The 24395-nt window shown below is 41.4% G+C and carries 23 protein-coding genes; 8 read left to right on the top strand and 15 right to left on the bottom strand.

Features of this window, described 5'->3' with window-relative positions:
• Window positions 1-122: 122 nt before the first annotated feature.
• The 4 genes from M9899_09110 to M9899_09095 form a co-directional block, all read right to left on the bottom strand.
• Window positions 123-857 (bottom strand): hypothetical protein, encoded by a 735-nt coding sequence (locus M9899_09110; protein ID MCO5114323.1) that lies wholly within the window; start codon window positions 855-857, stop codon window positions 123-125.
• Complete coding sequence (locus tag M9899_09105; protein ID MCO5114322.1) at window positions 857-1030, bottom strand: hypothetical protein; 174 nt, start codon at window positions 1028-1030, stop codon at window positions 857-859. The genes M9899_09110 and M9899_09105 overlap by 1 nt, the downstream gene beginning before the upstream one ends.
• Window positions 1031-1268: 238 nt before the next feature.
• Entirely contained in the window at window positions 1269-1586 is a 318-nt protein-coding gene (locus M9899_09100) for a hypothetical protein (protein ID MCO5114321.1), read from the bottom strand.
• Between the two features lie 2 nt (window positions 1587-1588).
• Complete coding sequence (locus tag M9899_09095) at window positions 1589-1918, bottom strand: DUF3147 family protein (protein MCO5114320.1); 330 nt, start codon at window positions 1916-1918, stop codon at window positions 1589-1591.
• A gap of 226 nt (window positions 1919-2144) precedes the next feature.
• On the opposite strand from M9899_09095, the gene M9899_09090 reads away from it, so the two are divergent.
• From M9899_09090 to M9899_09080, 3 genes are all read left to right on the top strand, one after another.
• Window positions 2145-3029 carry a hypothetical protein gene (locus M9899_09090; GenBank protein MCO5114319.1) on the top strand — a complete coding sequence of 295 codons (885 nt, stop codon included), beginning with the start codon at window positions 2145-2147 and terminating at the stop codon, window positions 3027-3029.
• A gap of 204 nt (window positions 3030-3233) precedes the next feature.
• Complete coding sequence (locus M9899_09085; protein ID MCO5114318.1) at window positions 3234-4334, top strand: DUF2914 domain-containing protein; 1101 nt, start codon at window positions 3234-3236, stop codon at window positions 4332-4334.
• Window positions 4335-4412: 78 nt separating this feature from the next.
• Entirely contained in the window at window positions 4413-4850 is a 438-nt protein-coding gene (locus M9899_09080; GenBank protein ID MCO5114317.1) for a hypothetical protein, read from the top strand.
• A gap of 181 nt (window positions 4851-5031) precedes the next feature.
• On the opposite strand, the gene M9899_09075 is transcribed toward M9899_09080, so the two are convergent.
• On the bottom strand, window positions 5032-5526 hold the full coding sequence (locus M9899_09075; GenBank protein MCO5114316.1) for a hypothetical protein: 495 nt from the start codon (window positions 5524-5526) through the stop codon (window positions 5032-5034).
• Between the two features lie 13 nt (window positions 5527-5539).
• A complete protein-coding gene (locus tag M9899_09070) occupies window positions 5540-7306 on the bottom strand; it encodes a hypothetical protein (GenBank protein ID MCO5114315.1) in 1767 nt (588 codons plus the stop codon).
• A gap of 183 nt (window positions 7307-7489) precedes the next feature.
• Here M9899_09070 and M9899_09065 point away from each other — a divergent pair, with 183 nt between their 5' ends.
• The 3 genes from M9899_09065 to M9899_09055 all read left to right on the top strand — a co-directional run bounded on the left by M9899_09065 (window position 7490) and on the right by M9899_09055 (window position 10502).
• The gene (locus M9899_09065) at window positions 7490-8128 is read left to right on the top strand and encodes an HAD hydrolase-like protein (protein MCO5114314.1); all 639 of its coding nucleotides are present in this window, start codon (window positions 7490-7492) and stop codon (window positions 8126-8128) included.
• A 189-nt stretch (window positions 8129-8317) separates the two neighbouring features.
• On the top strand, window positions 8318-9709 hold the full coding sequence (locus tag M9899_09060) for a hypothetical protein (protein MCO5114313.1): 1392 nt from the start codon (window positions 8318-8320) through the stop codon (window positions 9707-9709).
• Window position 9710: 1 nt separating this feature from the next.
• Window positions 9711-10502, top strand: a complete 792-nt coding sequence (locus tag M9899_09055; GenBank protein ID MCO5114312.1) for a hypothetical protein — start codon at window positions 9711-9713, stop codon at window positions 10500-10502.
• A 15-nt stretch (window positions 10503-10517) separates the two neighbouring features.
• Here M9899_09055 and M9899_09050 read toward each other — a convergent pair whose 3' ends face one another.
• From M9899_09050 to M9899_09040, 3 genes are read right to left on the bottom strand one after another with little or no spacing between them, the layout of a single operon-like run.
• A complete protein-coding gene (locus tag M9899_09050; protein ID MCO5114311.1) occupies window positions 10518-11360 on the bottom strand; it encodes a hypothetical protein in 843 nt (280 codons plus the stop codon).
• A 42-nt stretch (window positions 11361-11402) separates the two neighbouring features.
• Entirely contained in the window at window positions 11403-12464 is a 1062-nt protein-coding gene (locus M9899_09045; protein ID MCO5114310.1) for a small ribosomal subunit Rsm22 family protein, read from the bottom strand.
• Window position 12465: 1 nt separating this feature from the next.
• Window positions 12466-15078, bottom strand: coding sequence for a phosphoenolpyruvate carboxylase (locus tag M9899_09040; protein ID MCO5114309.1), 2613 nt, complete (start codon window positions 15076-15078; stop codon window positions 12466-12468).
• Window positions 15079-15292: 214 nt separating this feature from the next.
• Between M9899_09040 and M9899_09035 the strand changes: the two genes are divergently transcribed.
• Window positions 15293-17368: a hypothetical protein gene (locus tag M9899_09035; GenBank protein ID MCO5114308.1), complete on the top strand. Its 2076-nt coding sequence runs from the start codon at window positions 15293-15295 to the stop codon at window positions 17366-17368.
• Between the two features lie 18 nt (window positions 17369-17386).
• Here M9899_09035 and gcvP read toward each other — a convergent pair whose 3' ends face one another.
• Window positions 17387-20239, bottom strand: coding sequence for an aminomethyl-transferring glycine dehydrogenase (gene gcvP, locus M9899_09030; GenBank protein MCO5114307.1), 2853 nt, complete (start codon window positions 20237-20239; stop codon window positions 17387-17389).
• Between the two features lie 100 nt (window positions 20240-20339).
• Window positions 20340-20795: a hypothetical protein gene (locus M9899_09025; protein ID MCO5114306.1), complete on the bottom strand. Its 456-nt coding sequence runs from the start codon at window positions 20793-20795 to the stop codon at window positions 20340-20342.
• Between the two features lie 167 nt (window positions 20796-20962).
• Here M9899_09025 and M9899_09020 point away from each other — a divergent pair, with 167 nt between their 5' ends.
• The gene (locus M9899_09020; protein ID MCO5114305.1) at window positions 20963-21928 is read left to right on the top strand and encodes an EF-P lysine aminoacylase GenX; all 966 of its coding nucleotides are present in this window, start codon (window positions 20963-20965) and stop codon (window positions 21926-21928) included.
• Between the two features lie 9 nt (window positions 21929-21937).
• Here the strand turns inward: M9899_09020 and M9899_09015 are convergent, their stop codons facing one another.
• From M9899_09015 to M9899_09000, 4 genes are all read right to left on the bottom strand, one after another.
• Window positions 21938-22333: a hypothetical protein gene (locus M9899_09015; protein MCO5114304.1), complete on the bottom strand. Its 396-nt coding sequence runs from the start codon at window positions 22331-22333 to the stop codon at window positions 21938-21940.
• Window positions 22330-22629: an integration host factor subunit beta gene (locus tag M9899_09010; protein ID MCO5114303.1), complete on the bottom strand. Its 300-nt coding sequence runs from the start codon at window positions 22627-22629 to the stop codon at window positions 22330-22332. Before M9899_09010 ends, M9899_09015 begins: the two co-directional genes overlap by 4 nt.
• A gap of 73 nt (window positions 22630-22702) precedes the next feature.
• Entirely contained in the window at window positions 22703-23941 is a 1239-nt protein-coding gene (locus tag M9899_09005; GenBank protein ID MCO5114302.1) for a glycosyltransferase family 4 protein, read from the bottom strand.
• A complete protein-coding gene (locus M9899_09000; protein MCO5114301.1) occupies window positions 23938-24390 on the bottom strand; it encodes a (deoxy)nucleoside triphosphate pyrophosphohydrolase in 453 nt (150 codons plus the stop codon). The genes M9899_09005 and M9899_09000 overlap by 4 nt, the downstream gene beginning before the upstream one ends.
• Window positions 24391-24395 lie beyond the last annotated feature (5 nt).

The following is a 24395-nucleotide window of genomic DNA, read 5'->3' as shown; positions in this document are numbered from 1 at the left end:
AAAGACTACAAAAAATTATAATTTTATAAGACTTGTCGGCACTTAGAGCGTAATTCTGAATTTATATAAGACCGCTTCTGGACTTTGGTCGTTAACTTGGAAAGATGTATGAGTACGAGTATTTAAGTTAATAAATAAACAGCTTTGTTTCTTGATGTAAAAAATTGATTGTCCAGACACAACTTAAAATCGCTATCTGTCGTGATAAGAACTTCAAATTTGCTCTTCATAAATAAATGTAGAATCATGGCATCAGGACCTCGAAGACCATGTTCGCCCATGAGATCAACCATGTCTTTCCAACGAAGCGGTGAAGTGATTTCATCGGAAACGCTTCCTTCCATGACCTCAACAAAATTGAGTCCAAGGTCTTCTTCAATCATCATCCATTCGTTTTGTAACATGGAGCCAACATATTTCTGGCAAAAATCTTCCCAGCCTCCAAGTTCATGAACGAACTTAATGTTTTCACGAAGCTTTTTTAGTCGATATTCATCAAGTTTATAAGATTGGCTTTTTCTACGAGCTGCTGTGTCTTTATCCCGAATATCTTTGAGTAAATTGAAAATACCTTTGTATTGGGTATTATGTTTAATATTACTAAAAAGCTCAATGCACCCTTGTGTTACTTGCTTACGAAAAAGCAGATCAACAAACTCCATTCTACTGATAACATTTATATAAAATATTACGCCGTGATCAGAAAGCAGATCAAGAAGATCATTGGCCTGTTCAAACAAACGGTCATCAGCATAAGCAAGTGCATAAAGAAATCCTGTATCTACAAGACATTTTGGTTGAGCTTCAAGGCTATGAAAATATTTAGATAAAAACTCAGGGTCTCTTAATATCTGCATTAAATCTCCACGTCTTTTGAAGCAGATGGAGTAGGTGCTGCCACTTTTTTCTTTTCATCTCCATTTATTTTATCAATCAGTGTTTGTGGTGGTTTTTGTTGTCCAAGTTCTTTAAGTTTCTGTGCAAGTCTTCGCCCAGCCCCTTTTTTAGGTACTCTAGCTATTTTGTTCATTAAGACCTCCTTGATGCTTCAGTTATAGCATGACCATTGCGGTCATCTAACCACCTGAATTATTTGATATTTTTTAATTATCCATCCGATTATTCCGATGTTCGGACGGGCAATAGCATTGCTCGGCCCCATTTAGACGTTTGCGAGTCTTTGAGGAGCTTATACTGAGCTATTTGCACCTCTCGTACCAACTTTGGAAGCTGTCCAGTGGCTGCTGCCATTATTACTATTGCTATAACTACTTGAGTGAGTTTTTCGATGCCCATAAAATTTCCTCCCTTTCTATTTCAGATAAGCCAGAGACACAAAACCTCAACCGCCGCAGCTCCTGAAAGTAATTCTGGATGGCTACGGTGGTTTTTCCATATTTCTCAGCTAATTGTTTTCGGGAATATCCTTCAATCCAACGTAATTTTGCCAGCTCCGCCAAATCAACCCTTGGCTCCCGCCACTGGATTGAGTAGGTTTCTACCTTAACCAGTGGTTCTCCTATCCTCGGATGGCGGGCACCAATCACAAATTCCTTTGGAATTTGTTTCTGAGCACGCTTGTACATGTTTATGCTAATAACTTTAAGACAGTCCCATAAGCAGTAACCATAACAATGCTGGCGACAAAAAGCGAAGTTCCGAATCCTTGTCCTTTATCAAGTAAGATCGGAAATACAACGAATAAGATAAGAGATGGTAAAACTAACCACAAAATGTCCCACGACATTCTGCTAATTTCTTGATTTGTCCTGCCTTCATACTTCATAAAGAGAAATACTAAAAAAGATGTAAGTGGGAGTGATTTCAATAAAGCCGCCCCTACTGGAGTTTTCTCTGAAAGCATAGTTACTCCAGCAATGACCAGCGCAGAAATCAAAGTCTTAATAAAAAAATACATCTCCCCCTCCTTATAAAAGTATCTTCTGCTAGCAGATGGTGATTTCATCGATGAAATTATTCAGCTTGTTTCCATTCATCAAAGTCGCTCTAGAGTTTAAACGTAGGCTTTTACAATGTAAATATGATCCCACTAGCTAATTTGTAAAATTTAAAGCAAGATTTTTACATTATAAAACAAGTGCTGTAGATTCTTACAAACTTTAGAAGCGCAAGGGGTGGGATAGATGAGAAGGTGGTTCTTTATATTTATAGTTACAGGATGTGTTGTGATGGCCCATGCTCTACTGGCAACCCGAGTTCAGGCTCAGATACAAACCCCGATACTCACTCTGGCTCAAGTAGACACCCAAACTTCCACTCGGTTGCCTGCTCAATCACAAAATCAAATTCAAAAACCAGACCAAGATTACGATCAGAGTCGGAGTGATGTGCCAACTCCAAAGGTGCTACAACAGAAGTCTTTGAACGTACAGGGTGCTGTGGATGCCGCTCAAGGGGCTGTGAACTATGTTTCTAACGTGATAGGTGAGTCTAAAGTTCGTCGTGCCAATAGTGACTGGCTGGTCCTAGTCAATTATTCACCGATAGATATTTTGTTGCCCAATAAATATGGTCTGACATTAGGTTGGATTGTAGACCCTTCCACCACTTATGAGCTTGAGTATGTCAGAAGTGATGTGTCCATTTTTTTTGATGAGATCGGAAGTCTTTCAGAAGAAAGAATTTCTTTGTTAAAAAGATCGTATAAAAGTAGAAATAGTTTAAATATCACTTATGGGTTAGTGTTTTTTAATTTTGGTGTTCACCTGAGTGATGCACTGATGGATGGGATTTCTCCGATCTATGCAAGCACAGCCAGAGAACTGGTGCAGCAGTCGTTAGGGTTTCATATTGGAGTTTCTAATCGTTGGACAATTAAAAAAAACATGACCTTTACAGTGGATTGGGTGTCTTGGTCTCAGCCTGTGTTTGAGCTGTATAAGTACGAGCGTTTTACAGATCATACCAGCGATCACAATGATAAAGATGATGTTAAAAAAGTGATGCGTTTTGCTTCGTATTTCCCAAGATTAACTTTTTTGAAAATGCAATTTGGAATGAGTTTTTAAGGAGCAGAATCTTCATTTTCATAAATAGGAAAATTTAAATCCTTAAGCTTGTTAAAGCTTAATTTAGCTGAGCCTTAAGAGTTTAAATTTCAAGATGTAGGAAATCTATAAAACGAGACCTCACTTTGGTCGTGTTCCTTGTCAAAGTTTGCTTTGCTGTAAAAAGAGATTTAGTCCCTATGGGAATTAGTTTATATTCTGAATATGGGAAGTTTAACGAATCGTCTTAAAAATTATTACAATGAAAACGAAACCCGAATCAATATTGGATTTTTTTTCTTTGGAGTTTTAGTAGATATTTTTACCGTATCTGATATTGATAATCCACTGACTGTGGCTCAGCAGGTGATTTATCTTTTTACTATTGGTCTTCTGCTTTATTATGATTTTTTAAGTCGCCAAGATGGGGGCATCCAAGTGCGTAGGATGTTTTCTAAGATTTGGGACTATAGGGATGTGTTTTTACATTTCTTTATGGGTGGGCTTTTAAGCATTTACTCGATCTTCTTTATCAAGAGTGCTTCGATCTTTTCTTCTTTTGCTTTTATTATTTTTATGGTCTCGTTGATGGTGATCAATGAGTTGAAGTTCTTTAGAAAAAATAAAGTGAACTTTAAAATTGGCCTGTATCTGATCTGTGTTTTTTCTTTCTTTTCGATGATCTTTCCTGTCCTGCTAGGATTTGTAGGTTGGCAGCCCTTTGCTTTGTCTTTGGTGGCCACACTTTTATTTCTTTGGGCCCTTTATCGAATGCTATTAAGGCGTGTGAACAACGGTAAGGCTCTTAGAAATGCGCTGATCCTACCAGGTGTGGCGGTGTTAAGTCTTTTTGGTTTATTTTATTACTTGGGTTGGATTCCCCCTGTGCCTTTATCTACGCAAGAGATTGGGATCTATCACGATGTGCAGAAAGTCGAAGGGGATTACATTTTAAAGCATCAAACCCCCACGTGGATGTTTTGGCGAAAGGGCGATCAGCATTTTGTCGCTCAAGAGGGGGACAAGATTTATGTGTTTGTCAGAGTCTTTTCTCCAGCGCGTTTTAGTGACAGCGTGATTTTACATTGGCAGCTGTATAATGACTCCAAACAGCAATGGACGACCACAGATCGTATTCCTATGAGCATTCGTGGGGGACGCAAAGGGGGCTATAGAGGCTATGCCTCCAAACAGAACTACCAAGAGGGCGAATATCGGGTTCTTATTGAGACCCAAGACGGGCGCGAGATTGGTAGACTGGGTTTTTGGGTCAGTCTGGCAGAATATCCTGACGAAAACAGAACATTTTTTACCGCCACACGCTAGGTGCCTTTAAAAATCCCTTGGCTAGGGGGGTTTAGGGTTGTATTTTGGCTCCAAATTTAAAAAAGGGAGTGCCAAAAGATGAAAAATTTGAACTTAAAATCATTAGTGGTGTTGAGCTTATCGTTTTTACTGGCGTCGGTCAGTTTTGCACAAAATAAACCGACCTATGTTTTAGATGAGACTACAGTACAAAAACATCTGCCCTTTATTGAAGGGTCTGTGGACTTAGGAATGCCTATCTATGACATGCAGTATGTGGTGAATAGTTTAGGGGAATTTGAAACAGAACGTACTGGTGCGGTCCAAGTTAAAAAGTTAATGGATCAAATCGTAGACGAGGATGGCAGAACCACTTTTGTGTATCTGGTTTACGCTCCGTTTGTAGGGGATGAAGGCTCCACAGGCACTTTGGACTGTGAAGCTTATGTGACCCTGACTGCATCAGGAGATTTAGGTTATAAGCCTGCCCTTTGCATGATCTATGAGTGGGACAACGAACGTCTTTGGGATGAGTAGCCTTCGCAGAAAATGTGAGCCGAATTGCGCATGTCTTTGAGGATATAAAATCTTGAAACAGCAATCAATTCGTTGAAAAAAAGTAGATACTAAAAAAAGACCATTTTAGAATGGTCTTTTTTTATGAATTTTGGTTTTCATCCAAGCGGAATGAACTTCAAGAGAAGTCACTCAGTAGATTTTATTTGTTGGCAAAGCTTGGATCTAATTTAAATTTGATCACTTTACCGAAATCATCACCCACAAAGCGAATATTTTTACCTTGTTTTAATGAGTTTTTGATCTCGTCAGCAATGGTTTCAAATTTATTGTTAGGACCACCTGACCAGACGACCATCTTTCCTGTAAGAGTGTTAGGCTGCTTCTCTACAAAGTAGTGGAAGGGGTAACCCCAAGGATCAATACCTAAAGGTCCTTCAAGAGCCTGCACAAGCTCACTGTCAGTACTAGGGGTTGAAGCTAGGGTTCTGCCTGGCATGTCTCGGTCTACTTCTACTTCAAAGCCTTTGTCGATCAATTGCTGGGCATAAATGTCAGCTCTTTTTAAAGCCTTTACTTTGTCTGAATTGCCATCAAAGTTTTTGACTAAGAATATAGCCGCTCCAACAAGGACTAAGCCTAGGATAAAACTTATTGATGCTAAAGTTTGGTCATCTTTTTTAGTTTCTTCGCTCATCTTACTCTCCTTGTTATTGAGCACAACAGTATGAACCTGTAATATTGGCTGGGCCTTGGATTACAGGGGTGAAAATTAACTCTCGATCAACCACATTGAAGGACTGGCCCGTGTGTCCAGGTGTGACAGTCACACTTGGGGTAAACACAGGTCTACATTGTAGTGGGATAGAAGAGACCGTGTGTACGATCTTATTGGCAAACATTTTTAAGTGATCCACGTAGTGAGAACTACAAATGCTGCCTACACCACCGCCAGTGAGGTTAGAAAGTTCTTGGTATTTTGTACCATAGAAACTCTTAGCTCCTGCACCCTGAGCGTCTTGAGTAGCTTTACATTGAGCATCCTTTACAATGATAGAGTTCACGTTGAACTTCTTGTCATTACCTAAGTAGGTCTTAATGGTTGTAGGAACAGAGTTAGGGTAGTTAAGTGCTCCAAGTGGTTTGTATTGAGTTGAACTTAAAGCTTGGTTTCCACCAACAGAACGTTCGTCTTCATCAGAGATTAAGATGACAGACATAGCGGCCTTGTCTCTGAAACACTTAGTTCTGTTATTTTGTTGAACGGCAAGGTTAATCGCTTTGATTCCTTGTTCGTCAGAACTCCAGCCGTGTCCAATCCATGTCATAGTGTTAGTGATAATATTATGGATGTTAGGTGTTCCTGCTTTAAGAATATGATGTCCATGAGACTGCCACATGATCGCGCGTCCCTCATAGTAGTCCACGTCTGTAGTGGTGATACACATTTGCCAGTCGGTGATATTACAACGTTGCTCAAGATCGTCAGTAAAACCTTTAAGTTTTTGTGCTAACTTTTGGTTGTCAGCCGCCATAGATCCAGAGTCATCCACCACAATCAAGATGTCTAACTGATTTGAAGTGTTTGGCACTTGAGTGTTGATGTATTTAGTGTTGGAACATGTAGGACCACACGCTTGTGAATTACAAGTTTTTGTGTCTTGGGGTCTTGGACCAGCGCTACTACAGTAAGATTCGGCAGCAAATGTACCATTGTCACGTAAACACGCTACTGTACGAGTTTGAATCCCGCCACCACAAGTTTTAGAACAGTTGCCCCAGTCTCCTGTGTACCAGGTGTAAGTGGATTCACAAGCGTGACTGTTACATGTTCCTTGTTCTGCAGGGCGTGTGCCTTCACAAAGTGAATCGTTAGGTGCTGCTTGTCCTGCGCCGTTGACGCAAGATACTGTTCGTGTTCTGATTCCTGTTCCACAAGTTTTAGAACATGTGCTCCATTCAGAAACTTTCCAGTAGTATCCTGAAGTACAAGGGTCTGAGTTACAAGTTTCGCTAGTAGCGGGTTTTGGACTTGGACATTTGTTGTCAGCTTCAGTGGCTCCATCTTTGTGTTTACAAGTTACGGAACGTGATCTTTGTCCGCCACCGCACACTTCAGAACACGCTCCCCAGCTGCCAATCAACCAATCGTAATCGCCAGCACAAGAGTGGGTGTTACAGGTTCGGGAAGTGGGCTCTTTAGTTCCAGGGCATCGTTTATCAGGAACTTTATTTCCATCGGTATCACGGCAGACAATGGTTCGGAGTTCTGTTCCGCCACCGCAGGTCTTATCGCAACCTTGCCAATCAGAAATATCCCAGAAATAAGAAAGGCCTCCCACATCACAATCATCACCATCTCCGCAACCGACAGAAGAAAACTCACTTCCAGAGCAGCCTGCGAGTAAGATGATAAATATGGACGCTAAAAAGCCTAATCCTAAACAGTTCTTTTTTGACGCGATATTTGTGTACATATAGATATGCCCCTTACACTTCTCGTTTTGTTTTGTATCGGTTTGAGAAGAGAAGGACTTAAATGCTTGAAATTCTAATTTTTTTAAAAAAGCCAAAAAATCGGCCAAAGGCTAGAAAAAACAAGGAAAAGATTGTACACCTAATGGACGCCCTACATTTTAGGCCTAAAGGAGCAAATTTCTGTGTGTTTTAAGGACTTTATCAAAGATTATGATGTGGTGATTTGGGATTGGAATGGCACTCTTTTGGACGATTTGACCTACACACATAAGGTGATCGCAAGAATTTTGGTCGAGGAGGGGCTTGAGGCCATCACTGTCGATGAATATCGGCAACACTTTGGCTTTCCTGTTTCACGTTATTATGCGGCCTTAGGTTTGCCCTCCCAAGGGCCTGACTTTGATCGTGTGGCCCAAAAGTATATTACAGGCTTTCACTCGTATGATTCACAGATGACCTTATTTGAAGATTCACTAGAGCTTTTGGAAGCCGCCAAAGCCCTTAATGTGAACCAATATGTTTTGTCTGCGGCGAATATTGAACACCTTGAATCACAATTACAGGCCTTCAATATAAGGCACTATTTTAATGATATTTCTGGTGCTAGTGACATTTATGCCAGGGGCAAAATTGAGCAGGCCCAAAGAATGAAGCCCTATTTACAAGAGCGTGGTTATAAAAAAGGGGTGTATGTTGGGGATACAGATCATGACTATGAGGTGAGCCAAGTGTTGGGATATGATTTCTGCTTTTCCGCCAAAGGTCATCAGCCTATAGAAAAATTAAAAGATCATAAGATTTCTTACATACTTAGGGGCTAGAATTAAGTCTAGTGTCCACTAGCGCATGGTCAAAGTTTTACCATTTACTAGACAGAAAAATAAAAAAACATTCTTAAAATGAAACACTCACTTGGGGTTTGCCAAGGAGTTGTTCACTTTTTTTGACCTTTGCCGTCCTAAGATCGAGTCGTCCTTGGTCTCGTCTAGATTATAGCCGTTAATCTAGTTATGAAAGACATAAAGCATATAACAAAATTTGTATTGGCGGTTTCTGTAATAGGTTTATTCTCTATTCCTGTGCTCGGGCAAAATAAGACTCCTGACAATTGGAAATGTAATGAGGGCATTTCTGGCGAATGGAACTTTGGTCGAGCTCCTAGAGCTTGTCGAGTAAATGTCTTTCAAAACGAAAGTGATGTGAATAATTATTGGAAGGCGATCGTCTTTCAAGATGCCAAATCTAGAACTGAAGAGCGACAAAGATATATGTCTGAAATGAATAAGTTCATTACTGGTATGAGTACATCGTATTTAAAGCGCAGAAAACCTAGTGCATCCTCTGCTGAAGAGGCAGCTTGGACTAAGGCCGTTTTAGCTCTTGTTCACCAAGAGAGCTTTTGGTCTCACTACAGGACTACAGATAGCAAGTTGCGTATGATGAGAGGAGACTTTGGACATGGGCATGGGTTGATGCAAGTAGATGACCGTTGGCACTTTGTGCAAGTCAATGCAGGGGGAGCCGCTAGAGTTCAAGATAATATCATCTATGCTTTAGATTTAGTTTATAAAGAGTGGGAGCGAGCAGCTAGTGCATCGTGTGTGGGAAGTGCTAGTAATTATGTGTCTCGAACGCGAGCTATGTATTCTGCCTACAATGGGGGTTCAAGCAAATTGTGTCGTTGGACCAATCCTAAAGACACATGGGCTAGAAATGACATAAATTACTATGATAAATTCAAGTCGACCTCTTGGGCCAAGTACGTGGATAACAGAAAAACTTATGAATATAATTTTAACTGTTTAGTGCAGGGTGGGGGGCTAAAATGTTTTGATGAACCAAGCGAGCCTTCACCCACACCAGAGACCCCAGTTCCTACAACTCCAGTGGTGAGTTCTCCTGATGTAGTTAAAGTAGGTGGATTCGTAGAAGCGACGGTCAACGTCAATTTACGAAAAACTCCAGGTGGCGATCTTGTGTCAGTAATCAATAAGGGACAAATTTATCAGGTGTTAGATGTATATATCAATCCTGCTTCTAAAATCAGATACTACTTGGTTTCTAATGGTGAACACGTGGGATACGTTCATGGCGGGACCAATGCAGACTACGATAAATATTTAATTCCTTCAGACAGAAAAACAGCCAAAATGTATTTAGCTAATATTTCTGACAGAGTGATGGTTAAAGCTTCAGAAGGAATCAATTTACGTACCACAGCAGCTGGAGCCCTGATCACTAGAGTTCCTAAAGGTGAAAGATTAGATGTGCTTGCGAGAGTGATTCGTGGCACTGATAGAGATGTATATTATAAGGTTGAGTATAAAAAACAAAGTGGATACATTTATAGTGGACGACTAGCACCAACTCCAACAACCCAAACATGGACAGAGGTGGAATAGTATGAAAAAGTTTGATTTTTTCTTAATACTAGTTGCGATGTGTTTAATAGGTGTAGGGTACTACTTTGCGAAAGAATTTAAGCCAGAAGCTCCAGCACGCGAGATCAGTGGCCAAGAAGAAAACGCGATTAAAAAGATCATCCCTAGTTTACGCCAGAAGTTTAAAACTCCAGAAGAACCTCCTAGACTTCCTTCAGGAAGTAAGGTGGAAGCGTCTTCAGTGAATCCCGATAAGGCCTTTCATCAAAAGTATTTAGAGCTTAAAAACTGCTTAAGAACGGAAGCCTGTGATTTTGGTAAAGAAGATCCTAGAGCTTATGAGTTGAATGTTTTAAGCAGTATCAATGAGCATCTGACAGATGTGGATATGTTGTCTGCCAGTTATTTAGAAAAGCTTTTAAAAGATGCTGTACAATTTTCTAGTGGTCATATTAAAAAGACAGTGCTTAATCATTTAAACTCGAAAGACATTTATGATGCAAGCTGGAGAGATATTATTCTTAATGAATATATCAGCTATCATGATGCACATCTTATCCCCGAAGCTTTAGAATATTTAAAAAGCAATGTGAGTGAACAAGACAAACAAATGATTCACACTAAATTGCTGCAAGAGATTGCTTACGGTAGCCCTATGGTGGCCAACGCTCTTGTAGAAAATTTAAAAGGGCTTTTGGATTCTTCATCTGTGGAATACTATAAACAGGGTGTTGCTAATATGGCAGAAGGCCCCATTAAGGACAGTCTTAAAAGAGAGATCAGAGATTTTGAATTAGAGTTGTCCGCAGGATAATATTGAATTCTTAGCCTAAAAATTAAGAGGATATTTAGGCAGTTTGTATTTATACTTTCTATTAAAAGCCAGTTCGCCAGAGTGAGGTGGTTGATCGTTGGGGTTTGTTTTTTTATCTACAGGCAGTGAGTAGAGTCTTTGAACATGAGCCAGTGCCTTAGAATTACCGTAACGGTTATGCAAATCTTCAAATCCACGATAGGTGTCTTTAATAAGGCTTACCCCCTTAAATAGAACATCTAGGATCGCCCAGCCATGACTGGTTTGAGTCAAGATATATTGGAAAGTCATATTGGATTGAAATTCAGGAGCACTGCACGCCAGAGTTGGAGAAAGTACCACATCAAAGATCAGATTGTTGCTATCACAAGGGTAGTAAGCGTTGTCTCTGTGAGGGCAGATGAATTTTTTGCCACTGATCACGTGAGGAAAAGCAGGAAATTTAAAGATCTTTTCTAAGTCGACGTGTAAGTTCTGGTTGATTTTAGATTTATATCCCTGTTCTTCTTTAAGTAAACCCTGCTGGTTTACAATACCCCAGTACTGAGTGCGTATCCAGTGCCACAGTAAATTAGCACTTTGACGATTTTTAGCCTGTTTGACCCAATAGGGAGTATTAAATACGGTATCAAAAAGTTGAGCTCGTGCTGCGAGGGCTTCATCACTGCTGAAGTTCTCTGTGGTGAATTGTGAATGTAGGGCGTAGATGGCTGTTGTTAAAAAATTAGCAGGAGCTTGTAGAGTTTTATTGCTGTGATCAATGGAAGGGCATTTGGCTGAGGTAAGCGCAGGAAGCCCTAAGATCACGAAGCATAAAAAAGTCCATTTTGTTGCTATTTTCTGAAGCCTTCTGCTCATACCACCCTCTTTAGTGTCTTACTAAGAAAGTTTATCTAAGCTTTAGGACTCAGGCAAGGATGTTATGCGAAGCTCGTTGCCTTTGATTTCGGTAGATTCTGGAATTTGTATGGCCTCACCTCGATGTAGCTTAAGGTCTAGCTTTTGTTTTTTTAGAACCGCCAGAAATTCACGGCGTTCATCTCTACAAATCATGGTGCGGGTTTTGCCTTTTTCTTTGAGAGTGTCACCGACCACTCGTGCCCATGGAGTAGCTGCCACAGAAGCCGCCTCTGTTTGGCTTAACAGCAAGTAAGAAAAAGTGGCTTGCTCTTGATCAAAAGGAAGATGTTTGTAGAGATTCAAGGCTTGAGGAGGAAGATCTATACTCGCGCGATCAAAGCACCAGTCCTTTTGTGAATGGGTGAGCATGGGACAAGCTAAACTATGAAAGCACGGTGCAAGACTAAAAAACCCTTGTTTAAGTGCTATGCTTCTAAACTCTAAGAGCTGACGTGAGGTGGTGCGCATAGAAGGTTCAAAGATCAAAAGGTGCTTAAAGTTTAAGAATTGTAACCTTAAAGCTTCGGGAAGTTCATTTAAAGAATAGGATAAAGTGACAATATGATCTGAAGACACTTGATTTAGAGGCGTAAGATGTGTTGGAAGCTCTTGGCTGAGAGAGGCTGTGGGTTTATCATGTTGTGTTTCCGTCGCCATTCTTGTCAGAGTCTGTTTTAAAATCTGTAAACCCAAACGAGGCGCGCGCGGATCAAGGTCAAAATATTTATAACTGTAAGGCCACTGTTTAAAGGTCAAGGTATAAGCGATTAAAAATGTCAGAGGCCCACATCCATAATCATAAACAGGAGTGTGATGCAAAAGCTGAAGAATCTGTGGTTGCTGTAAGCGAATAAGCCCTTGGCGTAAGCGAAAGACATTCATGGGTAAAAAATGGGCAATATAAGCGGCACAAAAATCAGGGTCAGCCCAAGGAGAAGCTCCTGCGCGTTTGATGAAGTAATCTGAGGCTTTTAAAATAGCCGCAGCTAAGGGTTTAGGATTTTGGTAGGAATAATTGAGGGTGTTTAGAGTCTTTTCGATGGCGTCATAAAGAGAGTGCATATTATCCTGTGTTTCCCATTCCTGAAGCAATGCCTTGAATGCTTAAAATTAAAAGCTCTTGCAAATCAGAGGAGAGTTCATCGCGCTGTTCTTGTCTTAAGATTTCGATCTGATAGTCGTTGAGCCAATCCATGACTTCCAGTCGACCCTTTAGTTTTTCCTCAAAGTTGCTGCGTACAGAAGAAGGCGTATCAATAACTTTATGTAAATGTAAAGTTAAAAGTTGATACTCCTCCATGATCTTTTTAAAAAACTCTTCTGAAGATTCGGATTTTTGACTTAAGTGCTTATGATAGGATTCGAATGTTTTAAGATTGGTTTTTAGCGTAGTGTTATAAATCGAGTCGATGGCGGACTGAAATAGAAAGAAGTTTTGATACAAAAACTTCACTTCCTCAAGTCCCCATTTTTGGATGGCGTAGTCAATAGCGGTTCCCGCTCCATACCACGCAGGAAGTAAGGAGCGATTTTGGGTCCAACCAAAAATCCAAGGGATGGCACGATAGGATTTCTTTTTGGACTTACTTCTTTTGGTCGGGCGACTTCCAATGTTCAAATCCGCCATGTGATTGACGGGTGTGACGGATTCAAAGTAAGTGAAAAACTCTTCATGTTCGATCAAGTCTCGATACTTGGATTTAGACACTTCACTCAGTTCCGCAAACAGGTTTTCCACTTTGCTTAGCAGTTCAGGGGATTTTCTTTTTGCAAATCTATAATTTAGGAGACTTACAATATAGGTCATCATCGACTGCACGGCCACTTCGGGAAATCCAAAGCGATCAAAGATCACCTCACCTTGAACAGTCACACGAAAGCCATCTTCTATAGATTCAGCAGGATAGGATTTAATGGCTTGAGGTACGGGAACCCCACCGCGTCCAATACTGCCCCCACGTCCGTGAAAGAACCAAAGAGGAATGTGGTGTTCTTTGGAAATCAAAGACAATTTTCTTTGAGCATGATAGATATTCCACACAGAGGACAATCGACTGCCTGTTTTAGCGCTGTCGGAATATCCTAGCATGACCAGTTGTTTATAATCAGAGGCGACATCATTTTTGATCTCTGAAAAATAAGTGCGCATGATCTCGGGAGAGTTCTCTAAATCCTCTAGAGTTTCAAATAAAGGAACCACCTGAGTTTTTGAACCTAAACTTTGTAAAAGCCTTTGGATGAGCAGCATATCAGAAGCACTACGAGTCATAGAGATGATATAGTACTTAAAAACCTTAGTGCCGTATCTAGAGATCATTTTAAGAGTCAAGATAAAGTCTAGGGCCGCAGACGAAAAATTTTTGGATTCGGAGTTGTCCATCCAGACTTTAAATTTTTTATGGGACGCGTGAATGAAGGACAGTCTTTCGGACTCAGACATGGAAGAGTAGGGTTTTAAGAGATGCTCTGCAAAGATCTCATCACAGATGTGATCATGGTAAGCGCTCTCTTGTCGTATGTCCCACTTCATACCCGCTAAACCAAAAGATTCTAGACGATCCATAATATTTAGGAGCCTCTGATCGGCTAAGAATTTAGCGTTGTAAGCCACAAGTCGGTCATACAGTTCTTGCATGCGTTCATAGATGTATTTTTCATTACGGGTGATGATCTCAAAGTCAAAACCAGAACGGATCACCTCTTGAATTTTGGAATTGCAATCGTCAATCACATCTTCAGGCAAATAGGTTCCGTGCTTGAGAGGAATGTCAAAACTCAAGTCTTCTTTTAATCTTTTAAAGCTTCGGTAATATAAATAACAAGATTTTTTGATAAAACTCTGCACCACACTGGTTGTGGCTTTAGCGGTGACATAAGGGTTTCCGTCTCTGTCAGCCCCCATCCAAGAATAAAATTGAAAGTTATTTTTATCCACTTGCAGAGGCAGACTCTGCTCTCTTAAAAAACTGTAAAATAAACGTTTAAATTGTGAGAGGCCTTCCCACAAAGAGTACTGGTAGATCATTTGTGCCAGCTTGGCCTCATCCTTGGGGCTGGGGCGCTCACGACGGCGATTGGGGCTGAGCCATAGGCTTAAGAGTAAAGCTTGGCGCTCTTTGGTTAAGTCTTTGTGAAACATAGAAGACTTAGAATCTGCGGACTGTTTTAAATTGCTCATCAGCTTAATGTATTTTTTGAGAATCTTTCTTTCGTAAATTTCTGTGGGGTGAGCGGTAAGGACCAAGTCAATCTGAAATTGATCACAATATTTTATAAACTCTTCGGCATTGATGTTTTGTGCACTCTTTTTGAACTCTTCCATTAGGTCGGGCACAAGATGGGCTTCCACAGTCTCTCGGATGCGATGGAATCTTTTGGAGAGATGATTGAACTCTAAATAGAACTTTAAAAACTTTACGGTCTGTGTGGCTTGATAGACCGAGGCTGCGCCATTGATTGAGGGTGGCGTATAGTTTTTTTGCGAGCCTGTTAAAAATCCGACGAGACTCCCAAGGTTACTTTTGGTGGCTTCATCTAAACGGCCCTCAATGGCTTCATACAGCTCGTGAAGTAGCAGTAAAGATGTCCCTTGTGCGGAAGAAAAGTGGTCCGAAGAGGCTGTCTTAGGTGAGGGAGATGGACTTAAGTTGGGTTGGGCCTGAGCTGAGTCTTTCATAGAAACGATTATACCTACGAAACTAAATCTAATCTATATTTAGTCTAGGCTAAATCGACATGAACTTGTTTTAAGTGAGCTTTGAAATGTAACATTAAAACGTGAACCGTGTCGGTCTTTTCTTTGCTGGCCTTTGAAAGGCGCAGCAAGGTTAAAAAATCGCTCAAGATTCACAGTCTATCTGGATAAAGATCAAAATAGAGGGGGAACGCGTTTGAAGACTCAATTGCGAATAGGTTTATTGCTTTCACTACTATTAGTGAATGGCTGTCAGTGCTCTTCGGATGCGCCTCGAACACAAGCACAGATCGAAGAGTCTAGAGAGTTCTTGCGTAAAATACATGCTTACAAATATGTTAATAACAAAAGACATGTGGCTTCTTTGGAAGATCAGATCGCTAATATTGATCCCAAGAAAAAAAATCTATGTGCAATTACGATTAACTCTGCAGATGAAAAAGAAATTTTTAGCGAGTACCTACCTCATTTTAATTTGATTGAACTGGCAGACAGTGGTGCTAAAGACCAGTGGTTTGAAAACGCCTGTAAGGCGGATATTAAATGTGACATTCTTGTGATCTCGGGACACTTTGGCGGTGCATTTTTTGGAAGCTCAGGACTTAACTTGTCCACTGAAAACTTAGAGCGCACAACTTGTGAACGCACCTGTCCAGGTATTTTGAATGCTCCTAAAGAGGTGTTCTTATTTGGCTGTAACACTTTGGCGGGAAAGATTAAAGATCATCGCACACCAGAAGAGTATGTCAGAGTGTTAGTTGAAGATGGATTTAATGAGCTTGAGGCGCAAAATATCGCAGCCATTCGTTATACACCTATTGGCGGCAGTTTTCATGATCGAATGGTCAATATCTTTGCTAAAGTTCCTAAGATTTATGGATTTGATTCTGTAGGACCCTCAGGTCGTAATGTGCGCCCGATGCTGCATAACTATTTTAAAGAAGTGGGCGATTACGATCAGCATTTGTCTCAGATTTCGCATGCTAAAAATAATGACTTTTGGTCGCAAGCTTTAAAAGTGACAACACAACAGCAGACAGCAGGAACTACGGGGGAAGTGTTTTTAGATGCCTGTCCTATGATTGTAGCTCAGACCACAGAGGATAAACTGCAATTTATTTTAGACAGTATGTATAGTGAAGAGGTGTTCTTACGCCGCCTATTTACCATTGGTGATTTTGCAAGAAATGAGAATGAAGACAGGAGAAGAAATAGGGAAGATAATAATGATCCTCCTTCTGATCGTGAAAAAGAAATCTTAAAGCAAATACAACAGACTCAAGTTCCTAAAAAGGTGATGCACGATTATCTGTCAGGAAGTGTGGAAGGATTTTTAAATGTACAGATGAACCTATTAAGTATTGGGCAATACTTTAACATTCTTACACCCAAACAGATCGCAGATTATCAAAATAAAATTTTAGATCTTACCAAAGGAATTACCCGCGAAAAGGCAGAGGCCATTTGTTCTTACGAGATGCACTTGCCTGAGCTGCGCTTTGAATCTTTACCTAAGGGCAAGTGGGACATGTTCACTGTTGCGGGTCTAGCTTGTTTACACGTCAAGGATCATAGAATTGTGGAGAAGGGCTTTCATGATATCATAAACAACCGAGATGAAATTGCACAATGGGCGGCTCGTGAAATCTTAAAATTTGGATACAAGGACCCCGCGATTTACCAAAGAATGTTATCTGAATTTGAATCAAAAGCTAAGATTTATATAGATGGATCAGGTGAAGATGAGTGGGGCTCTTATTTTGATGCGGTAGAGGTTTTAAAGTCTGTGATAGCTTGGGAAAATTCTGAGGCTAGTAAAGTATTAGATATTTTTACAAGCCCGACCTATAAAACTATGCTTAAACAAATGGAAGGATCATCTAAGATAGACTTGATACGGCTTGAGTACTATGTAAGAACAAAACATAAGCTCTACGATGAGGTTTATCTGCGTCAGATATTAGAGCATTCCTACCCTAAAGAGATAGCTGCTTATGACTTATCTGAAAAATCTGGGCATTATGCCAACATAGAGTACGAAAGAGCGATACATGTGAAATTCTTTGTCACAAATAAATTATGTTCAAGTATGGACTTGATTTTAGAATATGAAAGACGAATTCCAGAAAAATCGCGTTATCACTACTATGAAATTAGAGAAGGCTATAGCCTGACAAGTCTAGATGATAGCAGCACATCCACTGCGGGTGGCATCACTTCTGACGTGAACAAACTCAAAATCAGCAAAGCCCTGGCCGAGGTGTGTCCTTAAGGCCAAGGATTTTATTTTTTAAGTGTAACTTTCCAGTGGGGGGCAACTGCATACCAGGTTTCTGTCCCCTGAAGCGTTGTCTACGCGGCTCACAGTAGTCCAAAACTTATTAAGTTTATGGTCGGGCAGAGGATAAGCGGCATCCTTACGGCTATAAGGATGGTCCCAATGATCAGAAGTCACTTCAGCCACAGTATGAGGAGCCATGGTCAAAGGATTGTCTTTGCGATCGTACTCTCCGGCTTCAATCTTTTTGACTTCGTTATAAATTTGAATCATAGCATCGCAGAAGCGATCCAGCTCCGCTTTACTTTCAGACTCTGTGGGCTCAATCATCAAAGTGCCCGCCACAGGCCAGGACATGGTGGGGGAATGGAAACCAAAGTCCATCAGTCTTTTGGCAAAGTCATCCACAGTCACATCTGCTGTAGTTTTAAATCCGCGCAGGTCAATGATACATTCATGCGCTACAAAACCCTTAGGACCTGTAAAGACGATGGGATAGTAGGGCTTTAATCTTTGTGCAATGTAGTTGGCATTAAGGATGGCATATTCCGTAGCTTTTTTTAATCCTTCAGATCCCATCATTTCTACATAAGCCCATGAGATAGGGATGATACTCGCACTTCCCCATGGAGCCGAACATACGGGGCCAAAGCTCTTTGCCTTTTGTGCACTGGGTTTGACTCCATGACCAGGTAAGTAAGGGACAAGATGAGCAGCGACACCAATGGGCCCAACGCCTGGTCCGCCACCACCGTGAGGAATACAAAAGGTCTTATGTAAATTTAAGTGAGCCACATCAGCGCCTAATTCTGCGGGTCGGATGAATCCCACTAAAGCGTTCATGTTCGCCCCATCTAAATACACCTGTCCACCAGACTCATGCACCATGGTGCACGCGGATTTGATCTCTCTTTCAAACACGCCGTGTGTGGAAGGATAGGTCACCATCAAGGCGGCTAAGCTATCTTTATGTTCAATACATTTTGTTTGCAAGTCAGTCAGGTCAATATTTCCGTCCTCATCGCATTTGACCACCACCACTTTAAAACCACACATGGCGGCACTGGCAGGGTTGGTTCCGTGGGCCGAGCTTGGGATCAGGCACACATTGCGATGGCCTTGTCCATTGTCTTCAAGATATTTTTTAATGGTTAAAAGTCCTGCGTATTCACCTTGTGATCCCGCATTGGGTTGGAAACTAAAGGCAGAAAATCCAGTCAGGTCATTGAGGCGAGATTCAAAACGCGCAAACATCTCATCATATCCCAAATGCTGATCCTCAGGGATGAAGGGGTGAAGTTGTGACCAATGGGCGTCAGTCACGGGTTGCATTTCAGAAGTGGCATTGAGCTTCATGGTGCAAGATCCAAGAGGGATCATAGAGTGAGTCAATGTTAAGTCTTTACCCTGAAGCCCGTAAATGTATCTGAGCATCTGAGTTTCAGAGTGATGAGAGTTAAACACAGGGTGAGTTAAAAATTCTGTTTTTCTGGAAAGTGAGTTGTAAGAGTCCGTGCGCGCAGAAGGAGTGCTTTTGCTGTCTTGCGGAGGCTTAATATCCTTAGCTCCCAGTGCAGTTAAAAATTGAGTGTAGACTTCATCTGTCCAAGTCTCATCCACAGAAAATTGCCAGCCTAACTTCCAAAGTCCCACGTTGATCCCTTGACCGATAAAGAGCTTTTGCACTTCTGAAGTGCTTTTGGGACCTTCGATGATAGACAAAGTATCAAAGAAAGAGGTGTTAGCCAGTTTGTAACCTAGCTTTTCAAGTTCAACTTTTAAACCTTGAGCATAGGCATTGATCTTCTGAGCCATAGATTTCAGCCCCACAGGTCCATGATAAACAGCATACATAGAGGCCATCACAGCAAGAAGCACCTGAGCGGTGCAGATGTTGCTTGTCGCTTTTTCGCGACGAATGTGCTGTTCACGGGTTTGCAGTGCCATTCTTAGTGCTGGTTTACCGAGTCGATCTGTGGAAACACCAATCAGACGACCAGGCACAGAACGCTTAAACGCATCTTTAGTGGCAAAGAAGGCCGCGTGAGGACCGCCAAATCCCAGTGGAACTCCAAAGCGTTGAGAGTTTCCAACGGCGACATCAAAACCTAAAACTCCAGGGGCCTCGATCTGGGTTAAAGCTAAAAGATCCGTACAGCAAATGGTCATGACACTGGCCGCTTGCGCTTTTCTTAAGTAGCTCTCTGGATTTTCAATTTCACCTAAAGAGTTGGGATACTGAGCCACTAGTGCAAAGTCTTCGGCTGAAGGCTCCCAAGTTTTTAAGTCCACCACTTTGATATTGACGTTTAAGGGCCACGCACGAGTTTTAAGAACGTCCACAGTCTGAGCAAAGACATTTTCATCTACAATCAGAGTGTCAGCCCCTTTTTTGCGAGTCAGACCGCGACACATGCTCATGGCTTCAGCGGCGGCTGTGCCTTCATCTAACAAAGAGGCATTGGCGATGTCCATTCCTGTGAGGTCCATCACCATAGTTTGGAAATTCAAAATGGCTTCCAAACGTCCTTGAGAGATTTCAGATTGGTAAGGGGTGTAGGCCGTATACCAAGCAGGGGATTGAAAGATATTTCTTAAGATCACCCCAGGAGTGATGGTGTTGTAATAGCCTTGCCCGATGTAGGAGGAAAGGACTTTGTTCTTAGAGCCAATCTCTTGTGCCAGTTTAGAAAACTCGGCTTCAGAAAGAGCGGGTTTATTTTCATAGGGTTGAGTGGCCAGGAGGTTAGAAGGGATCACTTCACTGACAAAGTCACTGAGGTGGTTAAATCCCAAGGTTTTTAGCATTTCCGCAGTCTCTTGGGCATTAGGGCCAATGTGTCTATCCACAAAATTCGGGCTCATAGGGTTCTCCTGTTTAAGAACAAAAAAAGCCCAGTTTGTCGGGCTTTTATACTGAGAACACTTATATTGAATTTTTTGGATTTCGTAAATGAAATCTGAATTATTTTTTAGGTGTGACTTTGCGAGCAACCTTTTTGGTTGTGGCCTTGGCTTTGCGAGTCACTTTTTTGGCCGCAGTTTTGGCTTTTTTTGCGACTCTTTTCTTTTGGGCTTCAGACTTGACGATCTTTTGCAGGCGTTTGCGCTCGGTTTCGACAGTTCTGACCACTGTGCCTAAAGACTTTCCTGCCTCTTTACGAGTGACAGTTAAAGTGTTTTTTAGACGGTTTAGTTCTAGGTCTAATTGTTTTTGGGCTTTATTCAGACGAACCAGCATGCTTTTGTAAGACTTTTCAAGCTTCTCTATGCGTTTAGCTCCTTGAGTCTCAAGCAGTTCCGTTAAGTTTGTGCTTTTAAGTTCTTTAGAAGTTTTATCAACTTCTTTTTTCAACTTTTGAATGGTTTCGTTTTCAAGTAGGGCTTTGATTTGTTTTTCGATTTCTTGAGTGAATTTCATGGTATAGACCTCCTTGCTTAGGAGTCTCTTTTTTCAGTGAAGAGGTCAAGGATTTTAGTGTGGAAAAATAAGCAAAATTGCGGAAATAACAGTTGCCCCACACACAGAGCGAAATTAAATAACAAGATATTGTTTAACTCTACAAAAGAGAGATCGAGACAGAGCTTATGGATGAAAAGGTAAAGATAAACTGTAAAAAATGGTTTCGGTTTTTAAACCAAGTCAGGACTATTTTAAGTTCGAAGGGGTTTGAAGAGGTGGTCACACCGACTTTGGTTCCTGCGGGGGCTCTTGAGGCCGAACTCTATCCTTTTCAGACGGAGTTTAAGTATGGAAGTCAGACCCAAACTTTAGAATTGCCCACCAGCCCTGAGTTTCATCTTAAAAAATTATTGGCCGCAGGCTGGGGTTCGCTCTTTGAAATTAAAAGCTGTTTTCGAAACGAAGAGCATTCAGATGCTCACCGACCTGAGTTCACCATGCTAGAGTTTTACGAGGTAGGAGCTGACTCGCAAAAACTTCAGCAGACCGTAAAAGACCTCATTGCAGAAGTGATTGGGAGTTGTGGTGTAGCGGGAGAAGTTGAGGTGCCCCAGTGGGAGACCCTTAAGATTGCGGATCTATTTTTACCTCTAGGATTGAAGCTTACGCCTGAAACCACCCGTGCCGATCTATGGTCTTTATGCCACAGTCTAAATATTCCTGTGGCCGAGTCAGACACTTTTAATGATCTGTTTTTTAGAGTGTGGCTTGAGCGGATCGAACCTCACTTTGAAACGGGGAAGCTGCTTTGTGTGAAGGACTTTCCACCATCACAGGCGGCCCTAGCGGCTTTAAATTCTCAAGGTTGGGCGGATAGATTTGAAATTTATTGGAAGGGCTTTGAGCTGGGAAATGCTTTTTTTGAATTGCAGGATGCGGAAAGATTGCAAGAGCGTTACAAAGTGGAAAACCAAAAAAGAGTGTCTGTGCAAAGACCCCGTCATCCCTATGATCCCGAAATTTTTGCTGCCACAGCCAAACTCCCTCAGTGCAGTGGGATAGCTATTGGGCTTGAACGTCTGTTTATGGCGATTTATGGACTAAAAAAAATCTCGGAATTTAAATTCCAAGATTTTAAGTTGTCAGAATAAAGTGAGGATTTATTGAAATGCGGGTGGAGTGGCGTCTTCGCCATCTAAGTCGATCTCTTCATCGGCATAAGCCAGATCGTACTCGGTGGCTAGGTCATACACGTCTTCAGAAAATTCAATATCAAAATAAGAGTCAAAGCTTTCTGTTAATTCAGGAGCAGTTTGGTTTTCGTCTAGGAATAGGCTGAAAATGGCTCCAGTGATCAGTTCTTGAATGGCAGCGATCTCTTCGTCTGCGGTTTCGTCATCACAAGGTGGGATTAAAAGCATAACGGGATCCGCATTTAAATCATCAAGAGTGATATCTGGAATGTCGTCGACTAGATAAGGTTGAATCAGGGTGAAAAACTTTTCAGTGAAAAAAACAGTGATCAGACTACGATTGAGTGTGGCGGGTGCGTTCACGAGTTCTCCTTTGTCGAAGAGCCATTGTTGATCTCTTCTTTAAATTGTTTACCAGCTTTAAAAAAGGGTAACTTCTTCGCTTTGACAGAAATGATTTCGCCCGTGCGAGGGTTACGGCCTTGGTGACCTTTGTACTCTCTATTTACAAAAGAGCCAAACCCTCTTATTTCAATGCGATCGCCTTCAACAAGAGACTCTACCATGCTGTCAAAAATTGTATTCACCACAGCTTCGGCCTTAACGCGTGTGATGTTGGCCTTTGTTGCTATTAAATTTATTAAGTCTGCTTTTGTCATAATAAGTTAATGTTAATGAATAAAAACGATAAACCCAAGTGTTTTCTTTGAGTTACACAGTTTCTTGAGGGATTTAGCGTTTATTTTCGATGATTTGATAAAAGGCTTGGCAGGCATGGCTTGCTAGGGCTTTCCGATCAAAATTTTGGATGATCTTGTTGCGGGCATTCTGGCCCAAAGCCAAGGTTTCATCTGCTTTTTCAAAGCTTTTAATAATCAACTGCGTTAATTTTTCCTTTTCCCCAGGGCGAATCAGGTAGCCTTGTTTTTTGTCTTCGATGAAGTGAGATATGGGACTAAATTCTGAACCAATCACAATCTTTTCTTGGGCCATAGCTTCAAAAAGACTTTGTCCCATGCCTGAGGTTCGAGCATCGAGTTGAATAAAAATATCCCCCAGAGCAATGTAATTTACGTACTGCTTGCGTGGAAGCTGACCTAAGAAATGGACCCTGTTGGCTAAAGCCAGTTCTAGGCTGCGTCGTTCGGCTTCCTTCATAAACGGTCCATCACCAATAATCAGCAGGTGGGTGCGTGGTTTTTTTACGGCCACTCTTTCAAAGGCTCCAAGAAGAAAAGAAATTTCACCGAGGTCTTCCATGTCGTGACGGGCAACGATGACCTGGGATTTGTAATCGAGGTCTAGACTATTTAAAAGGTCCGCACTCTTTTCTTTTTTAGAGAAAAACCCTGTAGCTAAGCTGATCGGCACTTGGTAGGTGCGCATACTGGGATAAAGGTAATAACGATCTAAGGCAATACTTTGTTTAGGACTTGTGACAAAGACCCCGTCGGCATGGCGAAGGGTTTTATAATCTTTATTTAAGTATTGTTTTAAAAACAAATATGTACCCGATGCCATGTTTCTCAGAGCAGAAACGTCTCCCGAATAGGTTTTAACAAATTTCGAGAACACTTCAGTCATAGAGGTGACTTCCACACCGTAGGATAAAGCAAAAGACCTTTTCTTAAAAAGCAAATGGGGCTTGGCAAAGGGTGTATCTAAAGAATGAACGATATCAATAGGGGACTGAGTTTGGTGAAGCTCGTTGATCTTAGCGGCGGCCACCTCAGGAAAGTCTTTGATGGATTTGTAGTGTCCTTCGCCTAAGAAGAGCACCGTAATGCCTTCCTCTTCGTACTTTTCTTGAGCCAGAGAGGATTTCCAAGTTAGAATGGTGACATGATGCCCTAGTTTTACAATCTGTCTGGCCATGGGCAAAATGTGGCCTTGCTCGTTAGGGCCTGTGCTTGTAGGAGCATTTTTAGTAACAAAACAAATGTGCAGTTTTTTTGATTCCAAAGAACTCATGACCTTTTTAAAACTTCAATGATCTTGTCTAGAACTTTAAAATTGGCTTCGGGCAGATTTTCTTTGGACAAGCTGTCAATCTTCACCCACTTCAGCCCACTATGATGAACGGTTTTAGGTTCACCTACCCAATAAGGGACTTCATAAAATAAAAGTAAAATTGTGGTGTCTCCATAATTATGGGAACTGGTCAGACAAATGTCGCCAATTTCTGCATCAATGCCCAGCTCTTCTTTAAGCTCGCGTTTGAGCGAGTCTTCGGGTTCTTCTCCTAGTTCCATTTTACCGCCAGGAAACTCCCAGTAGCCTGCAAGGTTGTGGCCTTCGGGTCTTAAACCTAAGAGAACTTCATCGCCGCGCTTCATCAGGGCAGTTACAACGGGGATCCAATAAGCTCTTTTCTTGCGATTCATCTTACAGATTTTATTAGATGGAATCGTTTTAGTCACATAAG

The organism is Pseudobdellovibrionaceae bacterium (assembly GCA_023954155.1).
GTDB lineage: Bacteria > Bdellovibrionota > Bdellovibrionia > Bdellovibrionales > UBA1609 > JAMLIO01.
Note: the sequence above shows the minus strand (reverse complement) of the source record. Positions and strands in the feature narration are given on the sequence as shown.